Source organism: Vibrio sp. MOR3 (assembly GCF_001557775.1).
GTDB classification, from domain to species: Bacteria; Pseudomonadota; Gammaproteobacteria; order Enterobacterales; family Vibrionaceae; genus Vibrio; species Vibrio jasicida.
On sequence record NZ_LNRD01000005.1, the window covers coordinates 192,093 to 211,405 of the forward strand.

Below are 19,313 nucleotides of genomic sequence, written 5' to 3' on the forward strand. Positions count from 1 at the left end.
CTCAAAGGAGAGGCAGTGAATGAATTGTATCCACGGCGATGAGTCACCCTAGAATGCAAACATGATCAGAAGTTAATGGAAACGATGACGAATTCAGCACTGCCCTAGTTTTTATTTACTGTTTTAACTATAGCAGTTGATGCTAACAACGACTTTCACCAGTGACTGACATGCAAGCACTTACATTGCTCACTTACAAAAACGCCATTACTGAAGGTTTCTTAAGCGCGTGTAAGCGAACGTAAGAATCAGAAGAAAGTGCAGTTTTTTTGTTTATCATGCTCCTCAATATTGAACGGTGTTTTATTGGAGAAAGGAATGAAAAAACGAGTATTGGCCATGAGCATTGCCTTGGCGGTGTCTGGTTGTGGTTCAGAAGGGAAAGGTGGAAGCGCTACGGAATCTAACACATTTACGTCCCAGTGTGGTGACCAACTGTCAGCTCAAGAATCTGGCTTGTCATTTGTGGTGAAAGGAGACATCGCAGAATTGCAAGGGGTGATTTGTCAGGGCTCCCCAAAGGCGTTCGAGCAAATGATGGCGAAACACAGTAACGTGAAGCAGCTTAAGTTCATCAGTATTGATGGTTCCGTTGATGATGAATCAAACCTGGAACTGGCTTACCAAGTTCGTGCTAAACAGCTGGATTCCCATATTGCGAGCAGTGGGCAGATTGCCTCTGGCGGTACAGATTTATTTTTGGCTGGTGTAAATCGAACAATTGAAAGCGGTGCAACGATTGGCGTTCATTCATGGGCAACCGAAGACCAAGTCGCAACGGATTTCCCTGTCGGTCACAAGTATCATCAACCTTACATTGATTACTACAAGAAGATGGGTTTGCCAGACCCTGAAGGTTTCTACTACTTCACGATTAATGCAGCGTCGGCACAAAACATACACGATATGTCTGAGCAAGAGATAACCAAATACGGCCTAGGTAAACTTCTCTCCCCTGAAGGCGAAACGTCTTTGACCAGTGAGGTTGATAGTAAGCTTTTCGAGCAACTTAATGCCTCTGTGAATGCACTGAAATTCCAATCCGTTTGGAGCGGTTATGGGGACTACTTATCAGGTACGCCAGCTTACTTTCTAAGTTTGGATGAAAAGAGCAGCACGCCAGTCACTGCCTATTTGGTCAATCCTTCCAAAGTCCCAGGAGAAGCACAAAAGTTAGGCGTCAATGAAAGTGGCGCACTGAATATCTATCAGTACGAAACCAATATGCACGTCTTTCATGACGTAATAAACAAAGGTAATGGGGCGTATGAAAGGCAATATACGTTTAACGGAGCGAAGTACTATCTCCAAGTGTATAAGCCCTCAGAGACCTTCGTAAAAGGTGAGCATCAACGCAACACCATTGCATTAGCTGTGCATGAGATGTTTCATGATTATCAACTGGAGCACTTTAGCGACCCTGCCAATTACTTCAACGAGCTCAACGGTTACCCTGTGAATGTAGAGCAGATTACTTACAAGCTAGCGGTACTAGACCTGTTTAAATCTTTGCCTAAAACAATGACCCAAGACGAAGTGAAAACCATGCTCAAGCAATACATCGCTTTGACTCAGGAGCAAATCAATATTGATACCAGCAGTAAGCGTTATGCGAAGAATATGGGACTTGGCCAAGAGCTGTTTGAAGGCAGTGCTTGGTATGTTGAAGTGATGGCATTGAGAAATGCGCTACCGAATTTCTCCGAGCTCAAGTTTGTTGATAGTTACGCGTTTACGACTCAGTATCAAAACCGTGAAAGTGTGGAGTCTCAGTTTGGTTGGGGGTACTTCTATCCAAGTGGTGCTGCCGCAATTTATGCGTTGAAGGCGGCAGGCTATGACATCCTTCAATTGGAAAAAGGAGTGACACCCTTTGAGGCCGCAAAGCAGGTGGTTGGTACGTTTGATGTTACTGACACATTGAACCAAATTAAGCAGAGCGCTGACTTTAAAGCGTTAGAGCAAAAAGCGGTAACCATTAACGCCATCAAAAACTAATGAGTCGATAATCCACGAAAGACAAGGCTCATCAGTGTCACCCTAAAACAAAAAGCCGAGCGATGAATGCTCGGCTTTTTTGGTTGTTTACGCTGCTGGCGCTTGATGATGTTTTTGCTCTTCCGCGAGTTTGGCTGCTTGGGCTTGCTTTTGTTTGCGGCGTTCGCGCTTAGATAGCCAAACCAGAGGCACCACAATCATCACTGTGCCAATTGCCATAAAGATATCTGGCACTTCACCAAACCAAATTAAACCAACGATTACCGCGCCAATTAAGCCGCTGTATTCGGCGCTGGCGATTTTGTTGCTATCGATGGAGCGATAAGCCAATACACAAGTTGCCGCGTAAATCATGATGAATAGGCTTGAGCCTGCCGCAACAGGGAATGAGCTCCAATCCCACGCTTCACCTTCGATAAACACCAGCAATAGAGACACAGGAATGCCGGCTAGGTTAGTCATCAATAGCGTGTGTGGCACTGATTGGTTCTTTGGCAACTTGCGGATCAACAGGTTGTTGATCGCTAACGTAACCGCGACAACCAGAGCAGATAGTGCCGCCCAATCAACTTGGTCTGGACGAATAATCACAAGCACGCCAGCAAAGCCCATTACTGCCGCCGCTATAGATTGTGCAGAAAGCTTCTCTCCAAAGAAGATCGCTGCCAGTGGTAACATGATCAAAGGAGCGGCATAAAAGATCGCATTTGCGGTGGCGAGTGGCATAGACGAGATAGCAAACACCATGAAAATCGCGCCGGTTAGCCAAACGTGGGCACGCACTGCATGCCATTTAAAGCCTTCCATTAATGGCGCTTGTTTGGTGAGCAAGAATACAGGTAACAAAATCATCACTGCTGACAGCTGTCGGTAAAACACAAACTGAAAAACCGGCACCTCGTTACCGACGCTTTTGATCAAAGCGTCTGAGAGCACCGCAATTAGGTTACCAACAATTAATAGCAGCATGGCTGCACCGACAGATGTGACTTTCACGTTATTCCTCTCCTGTTTCTTTGCCAAAGAGTAGGGGATGTCATAGGATGAAGTGAAATGATATTTATTAGTTTAAGTATGAGATTTTTAGATAATGAAACTGCCACCTTTAAGAGCGGTGCACTGTTTTGAATCGGTCGCGCGCAATCTAAGCTTTTCACTCGCTGCAGAGGAGCTTAACGTGACTCAAAGTGCGGTAAGCCATCAAATACGTTTACTCGAAGATTATCTCGGTGAAGCTTTGTTTATTCGTCAAGGACGCAAACTGTCACTCTCGGAAACGGGAGCTCGTTATCTTGAAGACATCAGCCCCGCCATCAGTTCGATCGCAATGGCTAGTCAGAAAGTGAGAGAGGGCGAGAAGGGCAGTTTAAGGTTGGCGATATACAGTTCGCTAGCGGTGAAATGGTTGATACCACGTCTGGCGGATTTTAAGCGGTTACACCCCGATATCGACCTTACCTTGAATATGGTTGCGGGTGATCCTGAACAAACGGACAGTGTCGGAGACTGTTTCATTACGGTTCAAAAACCGAAGCGTAATTACATGGCGGTACGTTTGTATGATGAGACTTTGTACCCAGTTTGTAGTTTGAATCTTTGGAAGGAGATTCAAGACCAGCCGTTGCCGGATGCGCTTTGGAACTATCCGATTCTTTCTACTGACTCCATCTATCGTGAGCGTGGTAAAGATTGGGCAGAATGGTGCAGCGTGGGTGGTTATGAGCTTCCAAAGAACATCGACATGCAACACTTCAGCCACATGTTGCTGGCTATCGAAGCCGCTCGTTACGATCAGGGCATTACGTTTGCCAATGACTTCATGTTGAATGAACGGGATAAGGCTCAAGATTTGGTTTATATCCCTTCGCACGGTTTGGAGACGGGAGATAGCTTTTACTTTGTGCACAAAAAGAGCCGAGCCCGTCAGACCGAAATTATAAAACTGACAAACTGGCTCAAGCAGCAGTGCCTATAAATAGGAAAGGGAGGCGTTGTGCCTCCCTTTGCGATTCAAAAAAGCGACTATTGCTTTTTGATCAGCGCTTTAATCACATCAATCGTGTATAGCTGACAATCGACAGCGGTTTGCGGGTAAAAGTCTTGTTTGTGCTGGTCAGTATTCGACAAGATGCGAATCCCAACAAATGGCACTTGGTAAGCTTGAGCAACCAAAGCCGCTGATGAGGTTTCCATCTCTTCAACAGATGTACCGTACGTTTCATGGAACCAGTTGATGCGGTCTACTTCGCGGTTCCACTCGTCCGCTGAACCAATCAAGCCTTTTACAACTTTGCCTTTGTTGTATCCTTCAGACAAAGAAAGAGCAGTTTCAACCAATGCCGGATCCGCTTTGAACTGTTTATGTTCAACAAACTCACCGTCTTCACGTAAACGCATGGTTACGTCGAAGTTCTGCCATTTAGTAGGGTCGATACCTTTACCTTTTTCCGTAAATTCAGACTTGTAAGAGCCCATATTGAAGCTTGCTTCACCGACAACAATATCACCACGGTAAAGCTTAGGGTCATGACCGCCAGATGTGCCTTGGTTGATGATGTATTTAGGATTGAAGTGTTCAATCGCAATCGTGGTAGAAGCGGCTGCGTTCGCTAAGCCAACTTCGGTACGAGATACCACGACTGGGTAGCCGTCGATTTCACCTTGCCAGAAAGTCCAAGAACCAATGGTGGTTTCTTTTGCGTCATCTAGGGCTTCTACAAGCGTGCTGGTTTCAATATCCATTGCACCTTGAACTAGGATTGGTTGAGTTTGAGCGAAAACAGAGAATGAAAGCACGGCAGGAACCAGTGCGGCGAAACGTTTAAGAATTTGCATACGACATACTTACAAAAGGAAAAGATGGCGCAATCTATCAATAGCAAACGTTTGCGTCAATTGATGAATTTGTTAATTTTCTTAATGGATGACTTTTTTTGATTTTCATTCTAAATAACGAGAAATAAAAAATCCGAGCGGGGGAAGCTCGGATTTATGTTCTATCAGGACTAAATTGAATGATGAATTAGCGCTAAGGCATTTTGCTTAGGTTGTAGAATGACGCTAGCTCGCCTGTTGCTTTTTCGCCATTCATATCCAGTTTCATTAGCATGTTTTCACCAACGAAATACTGGTTTGGACCTGACTCGTCGACCAAAGTAATGGTATTGCCAGACTCGTTCCAAGTGAACTTACCTTCAGATTTGATTGGTTCACCTTCTTTACCCTCATACAACTCTACCAATGAGTAAGTGCCGTCTTCGTTCAGGGTTAGCGTGGTATCGATACCCGCACAATCTGCACAAGGAAGCTTGCCTTTGTATATGCCGTTCCAATCCAGTGCATTTTGCGCATTGTGGCCAGAATCGACAAACGTATCAGTCGTGATCACTTGCTCTTCTTCAATAGGAGTTGCATCAACCGTACTTTCAACTTCTGTCGCTTGAGGAACGTCAACTGTGGTTGTCTCTGCTGGTTTCTCGTCCTGACAACCGGCTAAAATAAATACGGCACTGGTGAGTGCTAATAGTGTCTTTTTCATTTTATTCCTCTTTTAATCAACAAGTTGATATACCGAAATGATCTCGAAGCATGTATGCTAAGGTCACTTGGGTATATGGTCTTAATAATAGACTCGTTTCCTACACCTGCGTCAGAAGAAAGCAAACCATTGATCTGCCTTTGTTAGAAAAACTCTTTAACGTCAGTGATTTGCAAATAGAAAGACAGGGAAGTAAAAATGGAAGAATTACTTATAGGAACTGCCCGAGTATTGGGTTCGCTTATTCGTTGGCTCATGTTTGAACTCATTTTAAATAGCGTTGTTTATCGTATTGGGTATGCGGGATTGTATATTCTGACGCTAGGTAAACGGCCTCATCGACCGGTATCACCAGAGATGAAAGGGCGAGTTCTTCTGTTTGGTATTGTGTTGTGTCTGTTGGTTTTTGCCTTACTTATATGGTTGCACTCTTAATGAGAGCCAGTAGGTAACAAGACAGAGATAGCTAGAAAAATAGAAAAGGCTCATCAGATGATGAGCCTTTAACCTATTAGGACGCCTTATCCATTGGCGGAGGGTTTTTGACCTCCTTTGATGGTGCTTCCTCTTCTGAAGCATCAGTGAAGATCTCTGCTACGGCGCTGCGTTCTAGCTCACCTTGCAGGTTACCTTCGTCATCAACCACTGGGAGTGAGTAATCGCATGACATGGTATCAGGCAGAACTTGTTCAATAACCGTATCTGGAGAGACAACAGGTACCTCCTCGTAAATCTCGTCATCCAACTCTTGCGCACCGTCAGTCTTCGCTGCGTCCAATAAGCTTTCTTTGGTGACAACACCTTGATAGCCTTCGTCGGTCACGTGGTAGGCATAATCTTGCTTCACACGCTTCATTTCGATGAGGGCTTCCTCGATAGTTGTTGCTGCAATGCGGTACGCTGGTGGTTGCATTACGGTTTCAACTGTGAGCGCGCGGGCACGGTTCACGTCTTTAACAAACGCCTCTACATACTCATCAGCAGGATGAAGCAGAATTTCGTCTGGAGAACCTTGCTGTACTAACTCGCCGTCCTTCAAGATCGCAATGCGATCGCCTAAACGAAGTGCTTCGTCCAAATCATGAGTAATGAAGATGATGGTTTTGTGCAGTTTCTCTTGCAGTTCGATAAGCTGATCTTGCATTTCACTTCGGATCAAAGGATCGAGAGCGGAGAAAGCTTCGTCCATCAATAGGATCTCTGCATCGGTTGCTAATGCGCGCGCTAGCCCCACACGTTGTTGCTGACCACCAGAAAGCTGGGCTGGATATTGGTTCTCGTAGCCTTTTAAACCAACGGTTTCTAACCACTCGTTCGCTTTTGCAAGGCGCTCATCTTTCTTGAAGCCTTGAATTTCAAGGCCATAAGCAACGTTGTCTACGACAGTGCGGTGAGGGAGCAGCCCAAAGCGTTGAAATACCATCGACATCTTGTGACGACGAAATTCTTCCAACTCTTTTGGTGAAAGTTTCATCACATCGACACCTTCAACCAAAATCTGCCCCATCGTTGGGTCAATCAAGCGGTTGAAGTGGCGAATCATTGTCGATTTACCAGAGCCAGATAGACCCATGATGACAAAAATTTCGCCTTTTTTGATTTGTAGATTGATGTCTTTCAATCCGACCGTATGACCCGTATCAGCAAGTATTTGGTCTTTGCTTTGTCCCTGTTTCACACGATCAATGACGGTTTGTGGTTTCGGGCCGAAGATCTTATACAGGCCGCTGATTTCGATAAGAGGCTTAGTCATGTTTCAGATCTCCTAAATGCGCTTGAGTTCGTTTCGCGTAGGCTTGTGATGCACGGTCGAATAAAATTGCCAATGCCACAATGGCCAAGCCGTTTAACAAACCAAGTGTAAAATATTGGTTGGTAATCGACTTCAGTACAGGCTGACCTAAGCCTTTTACGCCAATCATCGAAGCGATAACGACCATAGAAAGCGCCATCATAATAGTTTGGTTAATGCCCGCCATGATGGTTGGCATTGCCAGTGGGAGTTGAACTCCAACCAAGCGTTGTTTCTTGCTCGCGCCAAAAGCGGTGGCGGCTTCAAGCACTTCTTTGTCTACAAGCCGGATACCAAGGTTGGTAAGGCGAATGACAGGCGGTATCGCATAGATGACCACCGCAATCAATCCCGGAATTTTACCGATACCAAGCAGCATAACGACTGGAATCAGATAGACAAAGGCTGGCATGGTTTGCATTACGTCCAGCAGTGGTGTTACGACGGATTGCACTCGGTTAGAGCGGGCCATCGCAATACCAATGGGGATGCCAAGGGCAATGGCGAGCATAGTACACACAGTAATGATGCTGAGTGTTCGCATGGTGTCTTCCCACATGCCGAAATAGCCAATGAGCAAGAGAGAGCCAAAGCACGCGACACCAAGTTTCCAAGATCGACTTGCTGCATAAACTAATGCGGTGCAGACGGCGAGAATGATCACCCAAGGGGTAGAGATAAGCAGTTTTTCGAACCAAACGAGGAATGAGAGTAATGGGTCGAAGAAGGATTCAATAAGGTCGCCATATTCACGAGAAAAATCACGGTAGGCACCATCGAGCGTTTTACGGATGGCTCTAAGATCGGAGCGATCCATCTCTGGAAATTCGCTCAGCCAGTTCGAGTCAGACATGTTTACTTCCTTTTCTTACCGAGGCTCTATTGAGCCTCGGCATACAACAAATGCGGTATTCCTATACCGTTTACGAAACGTCTAAGTCTTACAGTGCGCCTTGCACTTTTTTAGCTACGTCTTGAGGAACCCATGCGGTCCAGATTTGTGGGTAGTTTTCTAGGAAATGGAACATAGTTTCTTCACCGTCAGCTTGATTGTCTTCCATCCAAGCCAATAGCTGGTTCATGTCCGCATTCGTAAAGCCACGCTTAGAGAAATAGTTATAAGCCTCAGGAGAACGTGAAGCGAACTCTTCTGTAGTAATGGTATGAACAGGTGAAGGTGGGTACATGGTTGGTTTTGGTGCATCACATTCAGGTTGAGTTGTACAGTTCACAAACTCTTCTAAATCGACGCCGCTACCGAAATCGACTTTCACCATGTCGTATTTCCCTAACACAGCCGTCGGCGCCCAGTAGTAGCCAAACCACGCTTGTTCACGTTCGTAAGCTTTTGCGATAGAACCGGATAGGCCAGCGCTTGAACCTGGGTCGATAATGTCAAAACCGGCACTTGCAAGATCCATCGCTCTGTATAAGTTACCCGCACTGATTTGGCAGTTCCAGCCCGCAGGACAACTGTAGAAAGCAGACTTACTTTTATCTTCTGGGTGAGAGAACAGCTTAGCGTGCTTCTTCACACCTTCGATGGTTTTCATTTCAGGGTATTGTTTAACCAGATAAGCAGGAATCCAGAATCCTTCTTCACCGCCATCAACTAGAGCTTTGCCGGCATAACGAAGGCGCTTTTCTTCCACACCTTTATCTAACGCATCTTTGAGACTGTTACTCCAAAGCTCAGGAGCAACGTCTGGTTGGCCTTTTTCGATCATTGAGGTGCCGGTTGGCATGGTGTCGCCAGGGATGAGTTCGGCATCACAGCCGTAGCCGTGCTCAAGAATAAAACGGTCCACGTTAGCAATCAGTGTCGCAGAGTTCCAGTTCATGTCTGCGATGGTAACCGTTCCACACTCACTTGCGTTTGCGTTGGTCGCTGCTAGCGCACCAATCGCTAGTAGTAAGGGAGTTTTGTACGTCATATTGAGTTTCCTTTCTCTAAATAGCCTACTTAGGGTAACTAATTAATCATTAGTGTTCAAACTAATGTATTAGATGAATTATAGTTTCAATTGTTAATTGGTGTGAATGTGTTCGTGAGAATTAGATGAAAATAGCCACATAAATTAAAGGTTTTTCTGATGTGAAGTGCGATGAATCGTATGGTGGTTTGTAATGCTGAGTGCTAATTTGTTAGATGTCTAAAGAATATTTCGCTTAGGCGTCGATTTTTGCAAACTAAGATATTGGCATATGCTAAAAACTGTAATTGGCATATGCCATAAACGGGCGTAATGTGAAGGCGTTATGTAGAGAGGTTGTCATGGCGAGACCAAAAATAGAAAGACGCATATGTGGACGTGCTGCACACCATTGTTTTAAACCCAATGGAGTTCCATTTTATGAACTTGAAAAAGTCGATATTTTGCCAGAAGAATTGGAAGCGTTGCGTTTGTCTGATTTTGAAGGGTTAAGCCAACAGCAAGCGGCCGAGCAAATGGGCGTCTCTCGCCAAACCTTCGGAAATACGGTGAAAAGCGCACGTTTTAAAGTTGCGAAAAGCCTAGTTGAGGGTCATGCATTAGTTTTTCCTGACCAGGAGTCAAACTCATGATTTATGCCATTCCGAACGACGGCGAACGTGTCGCCAGCCATTTTGTCAAAGCACCGTATATTGCGATTTACTCAGATTCCGACGGTTTACTAAAGAACTTAGCAAACATCGCTTCTATGCCTCAAGCTGGCTGCAAAGCGAAGTCTCAGCTTATTCAATCCTTGCATGAGTACAAAGTCGACGCGGTCTTGGTTCGCAATATTGGTGAACGCGCTTTAGGCAAGTTACTAAGTAGTGGTAAGCAAGTGTTTAAGTTGTCTACTCGCAGTTCACTTGATGATGTTTTAGGAGTACCACGTTCACCTCTCACGGTTGCCACGCAGGGTCGACCTTCAACCAATCACACCAAAAAAGACAGTTGTAGAGGTTGTAGCAGTAAAAGCAAAGAAGTGCCTTCGTTATTACTCAATCCCAAACCTCAATCAAAAAAAGCACTCATGGCGCTTCGTCCGGCTAAGCTTGAAGCATTGGTTTCTTCTTACGTGAAAGAGGTGAAGTAATGGTTTGGCTATTCACTTTTTTAGGTTTCCTAACCATCATTTTGTTGATGTCACTGGGCGTGATCTTTCACAACAAACGCATTCAAGGCAGTTGCGGTGGCTTGAATAACGTGGGTGTGGATAAGGTCTGTAACTGCGAAATTACATGTGCTGAGAGCGAACGTCGTTTATATCAGATCCAAGAACCACGCTCGAAACGCTAGCGCTTGGCTCAAAGTTCGACGGCTTCACGTCATTTTAGTTATGAGCGTCTAATCCATTCAATGTATTTGCTAGCTTGTGTGTTGTCCGTGCAAATCAGTATTGAGCGAATTATGGAAATGAAATTAGATTAATATTGTCTAGAAGATCAAATTTTCGCTGGTCGATTTTTGCGCATTTTTTGTTCGCATCTACGCTTTAAGTTCGTCTTAATAAAGGAGAACCAAAATGGCATTTATGAAACAGGATATCCCAAACCGTGTAACGGTGTACCATGACAATGTCGATCAGGAAAAAGAGTTGAAAAACGCGATGTTGCCAGAGAAACCTCGCTACTTTAACGGTTCTCCAACTTATCAAGCCGAAAGTGTGGAAGCGTTCGAAAGCAAGCTCAGCCAGATAGGTTTGTCACTTGATAAGTAATTTGATTAGTAATGAGAACGCCCTCTAGATTGAGGGCGTTTTTGTTGAAACCAGTGCTAACTTAACTTAACTTTACTGCGTTGCTTCGTCGCACACTTGTTTTTGTATGGCTGGCGGCGCTGGTTCGTAATGGCTGAGCGTCATATTGAAACTGCCTTCACCCCCAGTTATTGAGCGCAATCGTCGAGCATAATCTTGCAGTTCGTTAACTGGAGATTTTGCTCTTAGCATGGTGAAGTTCGCATCGATAGGCTCAGTACCCTCAATCAAGCCTCGGTTCCCTGAAAGATCGCCAGACACATCACCGACATTCGATGTCGGAATATGCAGTTCCATTTGAACAATCGGTTCCAATACAATTGGTCCGGCATTATTGATGGCATCTAGAAAGGCTTTTTTACCGGCGATCACAAAGGCGATCTCTTTTGAATCAACCGAGTGGTATTTACCATCGTAAACAGTCACTTCGACATCTTTGATTGGGTTACCAGAAATCGCTCCTTCTTCAAGAGCTTGTACAATGCCTTTTTCTACAGCAGGGATAAGTGAGGTTGGAATCGTTCCGCCGACCACTTTATTCACGAACTTAAAGCCAGTTCCCCGTTCTAGGGGGCGCACTTTCAACTGCACTTCACCAAACTGACCAGCTCCGCCACTTTGTTTCTTATGACGGTAATGTCCTTCAGCAGGCTTAGTAATGGTTTCAAAATACTCGACACTTGGTTGGCTGGTCTCCACTTCCAGTTTGTAAACAGAAGACATTTTCTCTAATGCCACTTTGAGGTGGAATTCACCCTGTCCACTAATGATGGTCTCGTTGGTGCGTGCGCGATGTTCAATTCTAAGCGATGGGTCTTCACTGGCGATTTTATTAAGCACATCGCTGAGCTTTTGCTCATCGCCTCGTTTGAGCGGTTTGAGACACAGTGAGTACATGGAATCTGGGAAGTTAAGTGTTTTAAGTTGAACACCATCTTCTTCATGGGAGTCATGCACAATGGCATCAAACTCGAGCTCATCCACTTTGGCTAACACACAGAAGTCACCCGCCAACGCTTTAGGGATTTCACTACGGTCTTTGCCTTGTAATTGGTATAGGTGTCCGACTTTAAATGCTTTGTTGTTTTCGCCTATGTAGAGTTGAGAACCGGCATTTATTTCGCCTTGATAGACGCGCAAATAGGCTAACTTACCCATATAAGGATCGACGCTGATTTTGTATACATGCGCGACGCTGCGTTCGAGTGCTTCACAATTTACTTTGACCTTTTTGCCATTTTTTTCAAGCAGTGGTGGGTTACCTTCATTTGGCATCGGCATGATTTCTGCCAACGTTCTTAAGAGCAGTTCGACGCCTGCGCCCGTTTCAGAAGAAACAAAACAAATTGGGATGACGTGACCTGTTCTTAACGCTTCCTCAAATGGGTCGTGCAGTTGTTCTGCTGTCAGTTCTGAGCCTTGTTCGAGATAGAGTTCCATTAAGGCTTCATCGACCTCAATAACCTGATCAATCAGAGTTTCGTGAGCATCTTCAACTCGTGAAAGCAAAGTGTCACGTTCTAATTCTGGCTCAAAATAACAGTCGACCACGGATTTGGCATCGGCTGAAGGTAAGTTGATTGGTAAACAGTTATCGCCAAAATGCTCAATGATGTTTTCCATCACGGCTTCAAGCTTATTACCGTGATTGTCTAGCTTGTTGATGATGATCATCTGGCATTTTTGTTGCTGTTTCGCGAAGGTAAATAAGCGATCAGCTGTTTGGTTGATGGGCATTTGAGGGTCGATGATCAACGCTGAAGTTTCCACGGCAGGGAATACGCTGAGCGTGCGTCCGAGTAATTCGTTCTGTCCCGGAGTGTCGATGAGATTAAGGCGATGTTTATTCCAACTTAGGGCGACTGGGGTGGCTTCGATACTGTGTTGATATTGGATGGATTGTTGGTCGAAATCGGTCACCGTATCGCCTTTTTCCACACAACCTAAATGGTTGGTAGCTTGGCAGGTGTAGAGCAGTTTTTCTATCAGTGTGGTTTTGCCGGTACCCGTTTGACCGACAAAGGCGACGTTGCGGATCTTATTGATAGGCATAGAGCCTCCTTGCAAATGACGTGCGAAACCGAGTGAGCCTTTAGCGGCCAATCAACGGTTCCAAAGCAAACCTGATATCAGGCACGAACTGCATTGGAGTAGGGCGGGTTTACCGCCTTTTCGTCTTCCATGTCATTTTTCGGATGACTCTATACATACAACCACCACCTTGCTGAAAAAGCGCATTAGAGGTTACTACGGTATTAGCATGCCGTAATAACCCCGTAATTTATGTGACTTATTTCATGCTGACGGTGATTGCTTTTTAATCTAGGTCATGAAATGGGTGATGGGGTGATCACTGATCCTTTACAGGACGATTTCACCTTCTCGATATACCAAAGCAGGCTCAACATCTTGACCCAGTAAAACCGGACCATCTAAGTCGACCACTTTCGATTGAACAGCGATAGGTAGTGCTGCTCGCATCGCCAATGAAGTGCCTAGCATGCAACCAGACATCAAGGTAAAGCCAAGGCGTTTCGCTTCTTCTGCAAGCAGTAGGGCTTCGGTTAGACCACCCGTCTTGTCGAGCTTGATGTTGACCATCTCGTATTTGCCTACCAATTCATGCAATTGTTGGCGCGTATGGCAACTTTCATCGGCACAAAGTGGAATAGGGTGCGAAATGTCTTTTAGCTTGTCATCGTCATTCGATGGCAAAGGTTGCTCAATCATTGCGATATTCAATGGCGCTAGCGCGGCAAAGGTGGCGTCTAAATCCAGTTCTTGCCATGCTTCGTTCGCATCCAGCACGATCATCGCATCGCCTGCCGCTTCACGAACTGCGCGAACACGCTCAATCACTTGTTCGCCATCGAGCTTCACTTTAAGTAGTTTTGCGCCTTGTTCGATATAACTACGGGCCTGGTTTGCCATTGCCTCTGGCGTGTTAATCGACACAGTCATCGCAGTGACAATCGATGCTGGCAGTTCAAATAAATCTTGAGTGTGTTGCTTGCCCGCTAGCTTAGCTTGTAAGTTCCACATCGCACAGTCGAGTGCATTACGTGCCGCACCACCAGGGAGAAGGGTTTGCAGCTTTTCTCTGAGGGAGACTATGTTCGCGTCACCTTTGACAAATAAACCTTGTAGTTCATGAGCAGTTTGAGAAATGGCTTTGATCACCGATTCCACCGACTCGCCGTAACGGGGGTAAGGCGTACACTCACCTTGGGCACTGATGCCACTCTGCTCTATGGTTACTCGCACCACGTGACATTCGGTTCGACTGCCACGGGAGATCCGAAAAGGCGTCGCCATTGCAATGGTGACCGGCTCTACATGAATATTCATCGCGTCTACAATCCTTAAATCGCAATAATTTTTTTGGCTATTTCAACTACACCAAATCGCACAGGATCGGTCACTGGTACTTGGTATTGCTTACTCCAATCTTGGCAAAGCTGCGCGGCCTCTTGTTCACTCACCGCAGAAGTATTCAAGCATATTCCGACAAGACGTGTGTCAGAGTTTGTTAAACGTGCTGCTTGTAAATTCGCTTCGATGGTTTGCTCAATCGTTGGCAACTTAGCATGAGGAAGGTTGCGAATGTGCGGGCGACCGATCTCGTGACACAATACCAAAGCGTCTGCTTGTGCGCCGTGAAGCAAGCCTAAACTCACGCCAGCAAAAGACGGATTGAATAGTGAACCTTGTCCTTCAATGATGTCCCATTCGTGGTCAGTAAACTCAGGGCTGATGGCTTCCACCGCACCAGAGATAAAGTCCGCGACAACAGCATCAATCGAAATACCACTGCCTGCAACTAAGATGCCCGTTTGACCTGTGGCTTTGAACTCAGCTTTACAACCCGATTGCTGTAAGGCTTTCTCAATCGCGAGAGCTGAGAACATTTTGCCAACCGAGCAGTCGGTACCAACCGTTAGTAAGCGTTTACCCGAGCGCGCTTTACCATTGCCCACTTTTAGCGGTTCATCGTAATGGCGTACATCGTGCAACTTGGTCAAGCCACGTTGCTGTAAGTCATTCAAAGGCGCGAATTCAGAAAGACGTTGGTGCATACCTGAGGCAATTTCAAACCCCATTTTCGCCGCTTCGAGCAAGGTTGATTGCCATGATTCAGGAATAACACCACCAGGATTTGCTGTGCCAATCACCAAGGTTTTTGCACCTTGTTGCTGAGCTTGTTGCAGCGTCATATCTGTTAAACCTAGGGAGACGGTTTCTGATGTAAGGCGAAGTTGCCCTAAGCAAATTTCAGGACGCCATTGATGAATGCCTCGCGCGGTTTTTGCGGCGAGTGGGTCGGTGACGTCGCCGAGAAATAGTAGGTAAGGTTGAGCGATTTGCATGATGGTTCCCTCTGTCATTCAATATGTTTTCAAACAATACGTTTTCAAGTAATGGCGTTTTCAAACAATGTAGCCAGTTTGAAGAGGGAAGCCGAATGCCTATTTGTTGTGCGCCTATAACTTGAAGTTATGGACAAAGGTAAGCACTAACTTACTGATTCACCTGATGCTTTACGGAATCGATAAATAGCTTGGTAGAAATGGACTGTGGGGTGTGCTCAGCAAATAAGATAGACACTGAAAACGACAATGTAGGAGAGAGTGAGCGCACGCTGACTGCTTCATCATGCTGATATTGTTTTGCGGTCCAAGGATCAACAATGGCGAAACCTGCGTGGTGTTTGACTAACTCTGCCGCAGCAGCGTAACTGCGCACCGTAATTGGATGTTGGTAGTGTTCGTCGCGAGCGGTTAAGGTTTGGTGCAGCAATAAACCAAGCGGGTCACGACTGTCCAAGCCGATGATTGGCAATTCGTGCTGAATCAAATCATCAAACGAAATGGTGTCGTTGTCCGAATTGAGCGCTTCTTTTGGTGCAATTAGAACAAGTTGTTGCTTAAGTAAAACCTCACTCAAAATCGCGGGAGGGGCTTCTTCGCCAAAGGCAATCGCCACATCCAATTCGTGCTTAAGCAAGCCTGAACATAGCTCATCACGGTTTGCCGTTAGTAGTTCAAACGAGATACTTTGTTGCTTGGAAAGAGTGGCAACGGTTGGAGCAAGCAATTGGGAAGCCAATACGGGGGGAGCTCCAACTCTCAAGTGTTGAGTGCCTTGTTTCACCTTATTGGTGAGCGAGCGAAATTGGCCGAGTTGCTGATAGACCTTCTCTGCTTCTGGTAACAGTGCTTTGGCTTCTTGCGTTGGCACTAAACGACCTTTGACGCGTTCGAATAAAGCAAAGCTAAGTTGTTGCTCCGAATGGGCAAGCACCCGAGTGACGTTTGGTTGAGAGACATGTAACAAACGTGCAGCGCCAGAGACTGTTCCGGTTTGCATGATGGCATAGAAGACTTCCAGTTGTCTTAAGTTCACTGCGCTTTCCTTTGCGTTTATTGAGCAAGATGAGAATCTCTAATTTACTTCATTAAGGATTGCATCTCTATATGGATGTGCGGTTCTGGTTTGTGAGAGGAAATCATATCGCATCAAACATCGTTGAAATGATTGTATTTTCTTCGTTTTTGTCTGCTTGAATATGTTAACGTGGTGTAACTTTGAACCTCAAGCATACTTGAGGTAAAGCGTTTTTAGAAAAAGGATGAAGAGATGGAAATCAGTGTTGGTGAAGTGGCAAAGCGTTCTGGCGTTAAGGTATCTGCATTGCACTTTTACGAGCAAAAGGGGTTAATTTCAAGTTGGCGGAATCAAGGAAATCAACGCCGTTATCATCGTAGTGTGCTACGTCGTGTAGCGGTCATTAAAGCCGCGCAGCAGGTGGGCTTGTCATTAGAAGAGATAAAGCAAGCACTTGAAGAATTACCTAAGCACCAAGCACCGAACAAAGTTCAATGGGAAACCATGGCAAGCCATTGGCATGAGCAGTTAGAGCAGAAAATTCAGAAACTCAAGGCATTGCAAAGTGACTTAGGTAGCTGTATTGGCTGTGGTTGTTTGTCATTAGAAACTTGTGCATTAAGAAACCCGGAAGACGTATTAGGGAAAGATCATGCAGGGTCGAATTTGACGCTAGATGAAGAAGGGTGAACGCCTTCTCCACCTGCATACTTTAAGATTTGAATGTGGATTATTGTTCTGCGGCTGAGTACAGCAAGCGTTCGAATCGTTCATGGCCATGAAGAAGTTCAAGGTCTTGCTCTTCCGCTAGCAGATCGCGAATTGATGGGCTGGTGTCTATCGCACGTTCAAGATCTTCAATCGCTTGTTCTTCTATCCCTAAGCGAGAGTAAGCACAAGCACGTTGATACAACGCTGGGCCGTTGGTGTCATCAACTTCAAGTACGCGGTTACAAAGGCTCAATGCCCAGTGGTACTCTTTGATTTCCATTGCTGCGTCTGCTTTGTATGTAAGTGCTTCTAAATCTCCAGGTCGAACTAGTAAGATCTCATCGTAAATATCGATACGCTGCTCAGGTGTTTGTGAGCTCTGTGCACGCAACCATAAGTTGTGGATTTCGTTGATTTTCTCAATCTCTTTGTTGTTCTCACTGATGATACGCGTTTTGCGTTTTAAATCGCGTTCTAATTCTAGGAATTTTTTCTCATATTCTTGAGCAATTTTTTCGAGGCGTTTGTCTGCCATCTCTTTGGTGTTGTGCTTAAACTCGCGCAGAGATTGCCAACCAACAAAAGCAATGAGTGAAGCGACACCCGCAATGATGTAGAAGAAGTAGGTAACCGTCACGTTAGCGTAGTTCAACGATTTATCAGCCACCGTTAACTCACGATCGGTGATTTCGACGATCATTCGTCGCTCCAGATCTTGTTGTTCCTGACGCAGTGATTTCAGTTCATCGAGGATGTAGCGTTCCATCAATGGTCTGTCTAGCATCTCGGACTCTGAGTATTTTTCTTCTGATGCAAGAGTTGGAAAGGAGAGCAGAGCAGCGAAGAAGATGCCGATGATTAAGCGCATAGAACGTCCTTTTGCGTCGAGAATGGATGGATCTCTGAAACCATAGCAAATACAGACAAGGTTTAGCAAAAATCAGATGAAAAATGCTTGTTTTATAAAGTGTTCTGATGGGCTCATATCTTGTTCTTTTGATCATGAATGGATACTCTTTCCGGTTAGTAAAGCGATGGAAAAGCAGAACCAAGGAACAGAAGTATGGACGCCAAAGCACAAGCTTATCTCACCCAATATATGGAGACACTCTCTGAACAAGCGCAATCAGCGATTCCCTCAGTAAGCGCTGATTATTATTGTGCTGACGAGTACAACGCCAATACTTGTGCTGAGCTGGTTAGAATTGGCCAGAAAACGGCCTCTTGTAGTATGGAGCTCTGGTACAGCGAACACGGAGAGGTGATGCCTCAAGTCGGGCACTTACAAGTTGTGACCAATTGGGACGGCGAACCTGTTTGTATTATTCAAATCACAGACGTCAGTACCTGCCGATATTCGGACGTGAGTGAAGAATTTGCCCAAGCTGAAGGGGAAGGTGATCGCACGATAGCTTGGTGGCGAGAAGCGCACACTAAATTCTTTAAAGCGGAATGTGAGGAGCTTGGCATCGAGTGGCACGATCAACGTTTATTGGTGCTTGAGCGTTTTAGAGTGGTTTACCCTATATCCAAGTAACCCAATTAAAAAGGTTTGGCGCGTTGCCAAGCCTTTTCACTAAATATGATGATTTACGCCAATTGTTCTTGGCTATAGAGTTGTTGGAGCAGCGCTTGCCATTCTTCTCTTAATACGCCGTATTTGATGGAGTCGTAGTACTCGCCTTGGTAGTAACGTACTTTACGAATCCGGGCTTCCTGTTGCATGCCAAGCTTTTCTGCGCAACGCATCATTCTTGGGTTACCAGACCACGTTGTTAAACCAACTCGTGCTATGTCTTGGGTTTCGAATATATGGCTAATCCAAGGTACTAGCGCACAAAACCCCAACCCTTTGTCCCAAGAGTTTGAATCGTAAATGACGATGCCAGCTTCAAGCCAGCGAGTGCTCTCACATTCCCAATACCAACTCACTGAACCAACGGGCTTACCTTCGAACTCAATCAATAACATGTCTTCACCTTTCAGTAGGCGTTGAAAGGTGTGGTTACGAAAGCCTTCTAATGTCGGTGTTTGATAAGGGAAGTAAGGACCGTTGAATTGCGCCCAGCGTTCATCCTCAGTGATGAGCTTATAGAGCGCTTTGGCTTCTTCCGGAACGGCTCGTCTTAATGTGACGCCTTGGAAATGGTACATAACACT

The 19,313-nt window shown here is 45.5% G+C and carries 21 protein-coding genes; 9 read left to right on the forward strand and 12 right to left on the reverse strand.

All coding sequences use genetic code 11. The features are described from left to right. The first annotated feature begins 318 nt into the window (after nucleotides 1-318). Nucleotides 319-1,998 (forward strand): hypothetical protein, encoded by a 1,680-nt coding sequence (locus tag ATB76_RS12710; protein ID WP_061035375.1) that lies wholly within the window; start codon nucleotides 319-321, stop codon nucleotides 1,996-1,998. An 87-nt stretch (nucleotides 1,999-2,085) separates the two neighbouring features. On the opposite strand, the gene ATB76_RS12715 is transcribed toward ATB76_RS12710, so the two are convergent. Further along, nucleotides 2,086-2,994 (reverse strand): DMT family transporter, encoded by a 909-nt coding sequence (locus ATB76_RS12715; protein ID WP_039988494.1) that lies wholly within the window; start codon nucleotides 2,992-2,994, stop codon nucleotides 2,086-2,088. 94 nt (nucleotides 2,995-3,088) lie between these two features. On the opposite strand from ATB76_RS12715, the gene ATB76_RS12720 reads away from it, so the two are divergent. Next, nucleotides 3,089-3,973 (forward strand): LysR family transcriptional regulator, encoded by an 885-nt coding sequence (locus ATB76_RS12720; RefSeq protein WP_061035376.1) that lies wholly within the window; start codon nucleotides 3,089-3,091, stop codon nucleotides 3,971-3,973. Nucleotides 3,974-4,020: 47 nt separating this feature from the next. On the opposite strand, the gene ATB76_RS12725 is transcribed toward ATB76_RS12720, so the two are convergent. Both ATB76_RS12725 and ATB76_RS12730 read right to left on the reverse strand, forming a co-directional pair. Then, nucleotides 4,021-4,833: a 5'-methylthioadenosine/S-adenosylhomocysteine nucleosidase gene (locus ATB76_RS12725; RefSeq protein WP_061035377.1), complete on the reverse strand. Its 813-nt coding sequence runs from the start codon at nucleotides 4,831-4,833 to the stop codon at nucleotides 4,021-4,023. A gap of 193 nt (nucleotides 4,834-5,026) precedes the next feature. Then, nucleotides 5,027-5,536, reverse strand: coding sequence for a copper resistance protein NlpE N-terminal domain-containing protein (locus ATB76_RS12730; protein ID WP_042604679.1), 510 nt, complete (start codon nucleotides 5,534-5,536; stop codon nucleotides 5,027-5,029). A gap of 198 nt (nucleotides 5,537-5,734) precedes the next feature. Here ATB76_RS12730 and ATB76_RS12735 point away from each other — a divergent pair, with 198 nt between their 5' ends. Then, nucleotides 5,735-5,971 (forward strand): hypothetical protein, encoded by a 237-nt coding sequence (locus ATB76_RS12735; RefSeq protein ID WP_039975557.1) that lies wholly within the window; start codon nucleotides 5,735-5,737, stop codon nucleotides 5,969-5,971. A 76-nt stretch (nucleotides 5,972-6,047) separates the two neighbouring features. Here ATB76_RS12735 and ATB76_RS12740 read toward each other — a convergent pair whose 3' ends face one another. From ATB76_RS12740 to ATB76_RS12750, 3 genes are all read right to left on the reverse strand, one after another. Next, nucleotides 6,048-7,289, reverse strand: a complete 1,242-nt coding sequence (locus ATB76_RS12740) for a glycine betaine/L-proline ABC transporter ATP-binding protein (RefSeq protein WP_061035378.1) — start codon at nucleotides 7,287-7,289, stop codon at nucleotides 6,048-6,050. After that, the gene (locus ATB76_RS12745; protein WP_038876590.1) at nucleotides 7,282-8,181 is read right to left on the reverse strand and encodes a proline/glycine betaine ABC transporter permease; all 900 of its coding nucleotides are present in this window, start codon (nucleotides 8,179-8,181) and stop codon (nucleotides 7,282-7,284) included. The genes ATB76_RS12740 and ATB76_RS12745 overlap by 8 nt, the downstream gene beginning before the upstream one ends. An 88-nt stretch (nucleotides 8,182-8,269) precedes the next feature. Continuing rightward, nucleotides 8,270-9,262 carry an ABC transporter substrate-binding protein gene (locus tag ATB76_RS12750; protein ID WP_038864971.1) on the reverse strand — a complete coding sequence of 331 codons (993 nt, stop codon included), beginning with the start codon at nucleotides 9,260-9,262 and terminating at the stop codon, nucleotides 8,270-8,272. Nucleotides 9,263-9,603: 341 nt separating this feature from the next. Between ATB76_RS12750 and ATB76_RS12755 the strand changes: the two genes are divergently transcribed. The 4 genes from ATB76_RS12755 (at nucleotide 9,604) to ATB76_RS12770 (ending at nucleotide 11,018) form a co-directional block, all read left to right on the forward strand. Then, entirely contained in the window at nucleotides 9,604-9,894 is a 291-nt protein-coding gene (locus ATB76_RS12755) for a DUF134 domain-containing protein (RefSeq protein WP_038876592.1), read from the forward strand. Continuing rightward, nucleotides 9,891-10,394: a NifB/NifX family molybdenum-iron cluster-binding protein gene (locus tag ATB76_RS12760; protein ID WP_061035379.1), complete on the forward strand. Its 504-nt coding sequence runs from the start codon at nucleotides 9,891-9,893 to the stop codon at nucleotides 10,392-10,394. Before ATB76_RS12755 ends, ATB76_RS12760 begins: the two co-directional genes overlap by 4 nt. Further along, entirely contained in the window at nucleotides 10,394-10,597 is a 204-nt protein-coding gene (gene nqrM, locus ATB76_RS12765) for a (Na+)-NQR maturation NqrM (RefSeq protein WP_038876596.1), read from the forward strand. Before ATB76_RS12760 ends, nqrM begins: the two co-directional genes overlap by 1 nt. A 226-nt stretch (nucleotides 10,598-10,823) precedes the next feature. Next, nucleotides 10,824-11,018, forward strand: a complete 195-nt coding sequence (locus ATB76_RS12770) for a hypothetical protein (RefSeq protein WP_038864981.1) — start codon at nucleotides 10,824-10,826, stop codon at nucleotides 11,016-11,018. Between the two features lie 72 nt (nucleotides 11,019-11,090). Here the strand turns inward: ATB76_RS12770 and fusA are convergent, their stop codons facing one another. The 4 genes from fusA to ATB76_RS12790 form a co-directional block, all read right to left on the reverse strand. Then, nucleotides 11,091-13,109, reverse strand: coding sequence for an elongation factor G (gene fusA, locus ATB76_RS12775; RefSeq protein WP_061035380.1), 2,019 nt, complete (start codon nucleotides 13,107-13,109; stop codon nucleotides 11,091-11,093). 309 nt (nucleotides 13,110-13,418) lie between these two features. After that, on the reverse strand, nucleotides 13,419-14,405 hold the full coding sequence (gene dgcA, locus ATB76_RS12780) for an N-acetyl-D-Glu racemase DgcA (RefSeq protein ID WP_061035381.1): 987 nt from the start codon (nucleotides 14,403-14,405) through the stop codon (nucleotides 13,419-13,421). A 14-nt stretch (nucleotides 14,406-14,419) separates the two neighbouring features. Further along, on the reverse strand, nucleotides 14,420-15,424 hold the full coding sequence (gene dgcN, locus ATB76_RS12785) for an N-acetyltransferase DgcN (protein WP_061035382.1): 1,005 nt from the start codon (nucleotides 15,422-15,424) through the stop codon (nucleotides 14,420-14,422). 151 nt (nucleotides 15,425-15,575) lie between these two features. Next, nucleotides 15,576-16,460, reverse strand: a complete 885-nt coding sequence (locus ATB76_RS12790; protein WP_061035383.1) for a LysR family transcriptional regulator — start codon at nucleotides 16,458-16,460, stop codon at nucleotides 15,576-15,578. A gap of 234 nt (nucleotides 16,461-16,694) precedes the next feature. On the opposite strand from ATB76_RS12790, the gene soxR reads away from it, so the two are divergent. Beyond that, nucleotides 16,695-17,132, forward strand: a complete 438-nt coding sequence (soxR, locus tag ATB76_RS12795) for a redox-sensitive transcriptional activator SoxR (RefSeq protein WP_038864987.1) — start codon at nucleotides 16,695-16,697, stop codon at nucleotides 17,130-17,132. A gap of 40 nt (nucleotides 17,133-17,172) precedes the next feature. On the opposite strand, the gene ATB76_RS12800 is transcribed toward soxR, so the two are convergent. After that, entirely contained in the window at nucleotides 17,173-18,021 is an 849-nt protein-coding gene (locus ATB76_RS12800; protein WP_061035384.1) for a hypothetical protein, read from the reverse strand. A 195-nt stretch (nucleotides 18,022-18,216) separates the two neighbouring features. On the opposite strand from ATB76_RS12800, the gene ATB76_RS12805 reads away from it, so the two are divergent. Next, nucleotides 18,217-18,690 carry an ASCH domain-containing protein gene (locus ATB76_RS12805; protein ID WP_061035385.1) on the forward strand — a complete coding sequence of 158 codons (474 nt, stop codon included), beginning with the start codon at nucleotides 18,217-18,219 and terminating at the stop codon, nucleotides 18,688-18,690. 53 nt (nucleotides 18,691-18,743) lie between these two features. On the opposite strand, the gene ATB76_RS12810 is transcribed toward ATB76_RS12805, so the two are convergent. Then, on the reverse strand, nucleotides 18,744-19,307 hold the full coding sequence (locus tag ATB76_RS12810) for a GNAT family protein (RefSeq protein ID WP_038876617.1): 564 nt from the start codon (nucleotides 19,305-19,307) through the stop codon (nucleotides 18,744-18,746). Between the last annotated feature and the right edge of the window lie 6 nt (nucleotides 19,308-19,313).

Bases quoted from the DNA above. Each gene is read 5' to 3' on its own strand.
- ATB76_RS12710 (WP_061035375.1), top strand. From the start codon at position 319: ATGAAAAAACGAGTATTGGCCATGAGCATTGCCTTGGCGGTGTCTGGT.
- ATB76_RS12720 (WP_061035376.1), top strand. From the start codon at position 3,089: ATGAAACTGCCACCTTTAAGAGCGGTGCACTGTTTTGAATCGGTCGCG.
- ATB76_RS12725 (WP_061035377.1), bottom strand. From the start codon at position 4,833: ATGCAAATTCTTAAACGTTTCGCCGCACTGGTTCCTGCCGTGCTTTCA.
- ATB76_RS12730 (WP_042604679.1), bottom strand. From the start codon at position 5,536: ATGAAAAAGACACTATTAGCACTCACCAGTGCCGTATTTATTTTAGCC.
- ATB76_RS12735 (WP_039975557.1), top strand. From the start codon at position 5,735: ATGGAAGAATTACTTATAGGAACTGCCCGAGTATTGGGTTCGCTTATT.
- ATB76_RS12740 (WP_061035378.1), bottom strand. From the start codon at position 7,289: ATGACTAAGCCTCTTATCGAAATCAGCGGCCTGTATAAGATCTTCGGC.
- ATB76_RS12745 (WP_038876590.1), bottom strand. From the start codon at position 8,181: ATGTCTGACTCGAACTGGCTGAGCGAATTTCCAGAGATGGATCGCTCC.
- ATB76_RS12750 (WP_038864971.1), bottom strand. From the start codon at position 9,262: ATGACGTACAAAACTCCCTTACTACTAGCGATTGGTGCGCTAGCAGCG.
- ATB76_RS12755 (WP_038876592.1), top strand. From the start codon at position 9,604: ATGGCGAGACCAAAAATAGAAAGACGCATATGTGGACGTGCTGCACAC.
- ATB76_RS12760 (WP_061035379.1), top strand. From the start codon at position 9,891: ATGATTTATGCCATTCCGAACGACGGCGAACGTGTCGCCAGCCATTTT.
- nqrM (WP_038876596.1), top strand. From the start codon at position 10,394: ATGGTTTGGCTATTCACTTTTTTAGGTTTCCTAACCATCATTTTGTTG.
- ATB76_RS12770 (WP_038864981.1), top strand. From the start codon at position 10,824: ATGGCATTTATGAAACAGGATATCCCAAACCGTGTAACGGTGTACCAT.
- fusA (WP_061035380.1), bottom strand. From the start codon at position 13,109: ATGCCTATCAATAAGATCCGCAACGTCGCCTTTGTCGGTCAAACGGGT.
- dgcA (WP_061035381.1), bottom strand. From the start codon at position 14,405: ATGAATATTCATGTAGAGCCGGTCACCATTGCAATGGCGACGCCTTTT.
- dgcN (WP_061035382.1), bottom strand. From the start codon at position 15,424: ATGCAAATCGCTCAACCTTACCTACTATTTCTCGGCGACGTCACCGAC.
- soxR (WP_038864987.1), top strand. From the start codon at position 16,695: ATGGAAATCAGTGTTGGTGAAGTGGCAAAGCGTTCTGGCGTTAAGGTA.
- ATB76_RS12800 (WP_061035384.1), bottom strand. From the start codon at position 18,021: ATGCGCTTAATCATCGGCATCTTCTTCGCTGCTCTGCTCTCCTTTCCA.
- ATB76_RS12805 (WP_061035385.1), top strand. From the start codon at position 18,217: ATGGACGCCAAAGCACAAGCTTATCTCACCCAATATATGGAGACACTC.
- ATB76_RS12810 (WP_038876617.1), bottom strand. From the start codon at position 19,307: ATGTACCATTTCCAAGGCGTCACATTAAGACGAGCCGTTCCGGAAGAA.